Source organism: Bacillus sp. LL01 (genome assembly GCF_001037965.1).
Map to the genome: position 1 here is coordinate 1 of NZ_LFEL01000105.1, position 5,673 is coordinate 5,673.

A 5,673-nucleotide genomic window follows, 5' to 3' on the forward strand; every position below is an offset into this window, starting at 1 on the left:
CACTTTTCGCGTGCGCAGCTGGTAATGAAATAGTGAAAAAGGAAACGATAAGTGAAGATCAAAAGATTACGTTGGAAGTGTGGAATCGGAAAGTCGAAATTTCCACACAGTTTGAAAAGATGATTCAAGCTTATGAGAAGGAAAATCAAGGCGTGGATCTAATCGTTCGTACCGTAGGCGGAGGAGTCGATGACCGTAGCGATCTAATCGCACAGTTAGCTGCCGGAAAAGGTCCTGATATCTTTACGAACGGTGGATACGAAGAGGCTAAAATGTGGRGTGAGTATTTGGAAGACCTTTCTGATCAACCATGGATTGAATATGCATTAGAAGAGGCACTAGCACCAATGACATTTGATGACAACATTTACGGAATGCCAATAAGCCTTGAAGGGTACGGATTCATTTACAATAAAGATTTATTTAAAGAGGCAGGCATTAGAACGTTGCCCAAAACACTTACTGAATTAATCGCAGCAGCTGAAAAATTGGAAGCGGCAGGCATCACCCCTTTTGCAATCGGATATTATGAAAAGTGGAAATTAGGCCACCTTATAAATATTGCCTTCGCGCAACAGGAAGATCCAGATGCCTTTATTAAAGGCCTGAATGACAGAACGCTAGACATTGAACACAATCAAACATTTAAAGACCTGGTCAGGTTGTTGGATGTATCGATTAGGTACGGAAACGAAAATCCGTTGACTACAGATTACAACATGGAAGTGAACCTATTTGCCACTGGGAGGGCAGCGATGAYCCAGCAAGGTAACTGGATTCAACCGATGCTCGATCAACAATCGCCAAAGATGAACATCGGATTTCTGCCAATCGCGATAAATGACGACCCTAAAAACGATGCCTTAGCGGTCGGTGTCCCAAATTACTGGGTCGTGAATAAACAATCGCCCCCGGAAAAGAAGAAAGAAGCAAAGAAATTTTTAAACTGGATGGTTTCTTCTGAACAAGGAAAACAATTTATGACCGAACAATTCAAATTTATCCCGGCGTTTAAACATATTGAGACAAACGACTTAGGACCGCTCGCAGACGATATTATTCGTTACGCCAAGGATGGGAAGACGTTGTCCTTCAACTGGTTTAAATACCCTGGGGGAGCTAGGGATGAGTTCGACCATGAGTTCGGGCTTGCCATGCAAGCTTATATCGATAAACGGCTTAATCATGATCAACTGCTGCAAGAGTTGCAGAAGTCGTGGGAGAAAGCTGCGAGGAAATGAGGGAAGCGGGGGGACGGTTCTCATCTTTCCTTAGCTATGCTCTTCATATTTGTCACTCCCCGAAACTTATCGACGTTAAACAAGTCCTGCTCTTCTGACGAAATGGAGCAGGACTTTTCTTACATAGCTCAATCTTTTGTTAAGTTAGTAATAAGAAATCAGCAGGAAAGGTGGCGCACGGCAGGGAGATATTCTCTCGTGCTTCCTAAGCCACCAAAAAACAATGAATATCAATAAAATAGTATTTGATAGATTCAACAGAAGACTAATTATCCTTCTGGAAAAGATCCTCCTTCAATAAATAGCATGAACCTACACTAACAATTACCTTATCAGTAATTAGATTTAATAATGCATAGAGTTTCTAGTAAATATAACACTCCCCATACCACTGTACAACAAATCTAGCATGAGAACCGTTCCGTTGCTTCCCCTATATCAATTTAAGACTAATTTATCCTCAATTTAAACCGTATTTCCAAAAGGTAGATTTAATTATAATTCAATATATGAACGAAAGGTGGTGGGGATTGGGGCTGTTACCTTTTTTATACAGTAAAACCTCAGATCTATTAGACGAATAATACTCTTACGGGAATCTATGAACCTTATAGGTCTGTTCCACCCAAAAAAATGAAGGGAGGTAATAATAAAATAATAGTTGTTTGTAAATGAAAAAATATTAATCAATTAAAGAGAGGGAAAGTAAATGAAAATCAAATTTCGTAAAAAGGTAGGAAAATTAGTTTTGTGTGCTGCGATTTTAGCAAGCAGTCTGACAAGCATTAGCGTCGCTGCGAGCTCTAACTGGAATATTGAGGATGATTACACTGCATCATGGTCCAGACAGCAAGCAGAGAAAGTGGCTCTGACGGAAGAGACGACAGCCCCAATCATCGATTTGGACTTTGAAGACGTAGCACCGGATGTGTGGGTTTGGGATACGTGGCCGCTTCAAAATAGAGACGGTTCCCTTGCGAACGTGAAAGGTTACAGAATCGCATTCGCATTGGTTGCACCGCGTACTTATACTTGGCATGACCGTCATACTGAAGCAAGAATCGGCATGTTCTACTCYAGAAACGGCAAGGATTGGACGTATGCTGGAATTCCATACGATTATGACAAGGCGTTAGGACACATGCAATGGGCTGGTTCAGCTATGTTGGATGAAAAAGGAAAAGTGCATTTCTTCTATACAGCAACTACTGATATGAATGCCAATGGCGGTAAAGAATTTAATAAAGACGGATGGGTGCAAAGAGCGGAGCAGCGACTCGCTAAGACGACCTTTGATATCAGTGCAGATAAAAATGGTGTTCATCTGACGAATGAAGGGGCTCACCAAATTCTTCTTGAAGCAGACGGTCATCATTATGAAACGATCGAACAGTTCCAAGAGCACGGAAATATCATCACTGGGTTCCGCGATCCGTTTTTCTTCAAAGATCCGAATACAGGCGAAGAATACATTATTTGGGAAGGTCAGGCTGGCGCCAATAGAAATGATATCAAACCGGAAAATATCGGGGATAAAGAATACCGCGAAACGCATAACGTTCCGGATCATGCGAAATTTTACAACGGAAATATTGGGATTGCAAAAGTGCTTGACAACGACGTAACTAAGCTAGAAATACTACCGCCACTTCTTGAGTCGGTTGGGGTTAACCATCAGTTAGAACGTCCGCATGTTGTGGTAAAAGACGACACTTACTACTTGCTTACAATCAGTCATGAATTTACGTTTGCACCAGGTTTAACCGGTCCGGATGGATTGTACGGATTTGTCGGCGAGGGAGGCTTGCGTACAGATTATAAGCCAGTCAACGGCACAGGTCTCGTGGTTGCCAATCCAGCAGAAAAACCGTTTCAAGCTTATTCTTGGTGGGCGGCTCCAGATGGTCAGGTCATCAGCTTCATTAATGAACCTGTAGACGAAAATGGGCAAGTTAAATTTGGTGGAACATTTGCACCGACGCTGAAGGTCTCCTTTGACGGTGATAAAACAAAGATTGTGAAAGAAATGCAAGCTGGGGAAATCAAGCCATTCGGTCCTTACGGTAGATCTTTAAGGTAAGTAGGGCGAATATGTTACTGATGAACGAAAATTATTAAAACAAAGGAGCAATCATATGACTATCCAAAAAAGTGTTCGAAAAAAGGGGAAAGCTCTAACGAGTCTCGCTTTGGCGATCACCTTTGCTGTTTCCGTCTTTAATCCAGTTCAGGCCGAGGTCACAGACACGACTGTTAACTGGACTCGTGAACAAGCTTCGCAAATCAAGTTAGATAAAAGCAATACCCTGCCATATACGGACATCAAGGAGTTAGAAAAGATGACGTCTGACTATCACATTTGGGACTCGTGGCCACTGACTGACCGCGACGGTAATATCGCGAGAGTTAAAGGCTATAAAGTGCTCTTTGCACTAACTGCACCAAGTGATGTGCTGCCGGGTAAAGTCCACGACATCGCTAAAATTCAATACTTTTATTCCCGTAACGGGAAGGACTGGACGCTAGGCGGTGAACTGTTCCCAGATGGAGACTCGCTTGGTTCCCGAGAATGGGCAGGTTCGGCTATGTTTGATAAAGGTAAAATCTACGCTTTCTACACAGCAACGGGTAGAAATGGTGAAGAAAGGTTAACGTATGAGCAGCGTATGGCGATGTCTATAGGTGACGTTATCACCGATAAAGACGGCGTTAGGTTTGAAAATTGGGACGAGCACAGCATTTTATTTGAGCCAGACGGTGAGCACTACCAATCTTATGAGCAAGCTATAGAGGGCGGATATAGCGGCTATGCGTTCCGGGATCCACAGTGGTTTAAAGATCCTAAAACGAGCAAGGAATATATTGTTTTTGAAGGTAACTCAGGCGGAGCGGTTTCTGAACGTACGTGCAAACCTGAATATTATGGCAGCCCTGAGCACACGGCACCAAACGGTTCTGAACACTTCAACGGCAACATCGGCATTTCCGAAGTGGTTAACGGCGACTTCTCTAACATTAAAATGCTTCCTCCTTTAATAGAGGCTAAATRTGTGAACGATGAGTTGGAGCGTCCACATATTATTGTGAAGGACGATAAGTATTATCTATTTACCGACACTCACATTAATAAGTATGCTCCGGGGCTTGAAGGTCCAGAAGGGCTATACGGATTCGTTTCGGACACGCTAATCGGAGGATATAAGCCCCTGAACGGGAGCGGACTTGTTATCGCCAATCCTCCAGAAAATCCATATCAAGCGTATTCATGGCTTGTACTGCCTAGTTTAGAGATTATCTCTTTTGCGCATTTTGGTGATCTAGGTGACATGGATATTAATGAGGTCGGCCACCAGTCTCCAGAATTCCAGTTCRAACACTGGGGTGGGACGATGGCTCCGACCGTAGAGATCTCTATTGATGGTGATCGTACGGAAATTAAGAGAGAAAGACCACAGGGATGGATCAAATAAGGGAATGAGTATAGAATGGTCGGCTAATCGTACAAGCTATTAGCTGACCATTTTGTTCATGTTAAAGAGAATATAGCCTAGGATTTGTTCAAGAGATGGAGTTTAATTGGAGGGGATTTAAAATAAAATGTAAAAGAAGATAAGAATGGCAAATATTTTTTAGCAGCGGTGATAGTTCTTTCTATTGTAAGCACTGGTGTATCTGCCGGGAAACGAATGATCCTTATCATTGGACTCGTGAAGAACAAAGTATACGAAAACAGCTTATGAGAAAAAGTGAGAGGCTGCTTTCAACTAGTTTTCATATAAGAAAGAGAGGAGCATCATGAAACGTTATCACGTAATTTTATTTATGATTGTTATAGCGCTGGTCATCTGGTTTGTTATAAGTAATTCAAATGACGAGCAAGAGCAAGTGGAAGAGGACCTTCGACAAGAAGATGAATCTTTAGAGGGTGTGGCTGCCTTCTGGACATTTGATGAAGGAACAGGAACAACAACTGTTGAAGCACGTTCCAATCAAGAACACCACATTCATTATGTGTTTAATAACGCAGTTGATAAACCAAACAGTGATCCTCTATGGAAGCAGGGGATTTCAGGAAATGCTTTATTGTTTGATGGATACTCAACTTGGGTATCGGTAGATGCATCGACACTAGATATCCCAGAAGATGCGATGACTATTGAAGCTTGGGTAGCACCTCGAGCATTTGAGTGGGGAAATGAGGGAAAGCTTTCTTCGATTCTTAGTTATCACAACCAAGAAGAAAATCAAGGCATTCAATTAGGTGTGTTTCGTCATGGAGCTTGGTCGTTCCAATTCGGGACAGGGGAGGAATGGCTAGAAGTATGGGCAGATGAGGAATTTAGACTTCCGCGCAATGAATGGTCCCATCTTGTTACTGTTTTTTCTCAAGAACGAAACGAAGTCGTCCTTTATCGGAATGGTGAACAAGCAG

At 42.4% G+C, this 5,673-nt stretch carries 4 protein-coding genes; all 4 read left to right on the forward strand.

The window, feature by feature from the left end; all coding sequences use genetic code 11:
* Window positions 1-1,241, forward strand: a 1,241-nt coding sequence (locus AB685_RS25430) for an extracellular solute-binding protein (RefSeq protein WP_047973382.1), incomplete at its 5' end; no start/stop codon positions are given.
* A gap of 709 nt (window positions 1,242-1,950) precedes the next feature.
* Window positions 1,951-3,321, forward strand: coding sequence for a glycoside hydrolase family 68 protein (locus tag AB685_RS25435; protein WP_053073957.1), 1,371 nt, complete (start codon window positions 1,951-1,953; stop codon window positions 3,319-3,321).
* Window positions 3,322-3,376: 55 nt separating this feature from the next.
* Window positions 3,377-4,711 (forward strand): glycoside hydrolase family 68 protein, encoded by a 1,335-nt coding sequence (locus tag AB685_RS25440; RefSeq protein WP_047973383.1) that lies wholly within the window; start codon window positions 3,377-3,379, stop codon window positions 4,709-4,711.
* Window positions 4,712-5,036: 325 nt separating this feature from the next.
* Window positions 5,037-5,673, forward strand: a 637-nt coding sequence (locus AB685_RS25445; RefSeq protein WP_047973384.1) for a LamG-like jellyroll fold domain-containing protein, incomplete at its 3' end; no start/stop codon positions are given.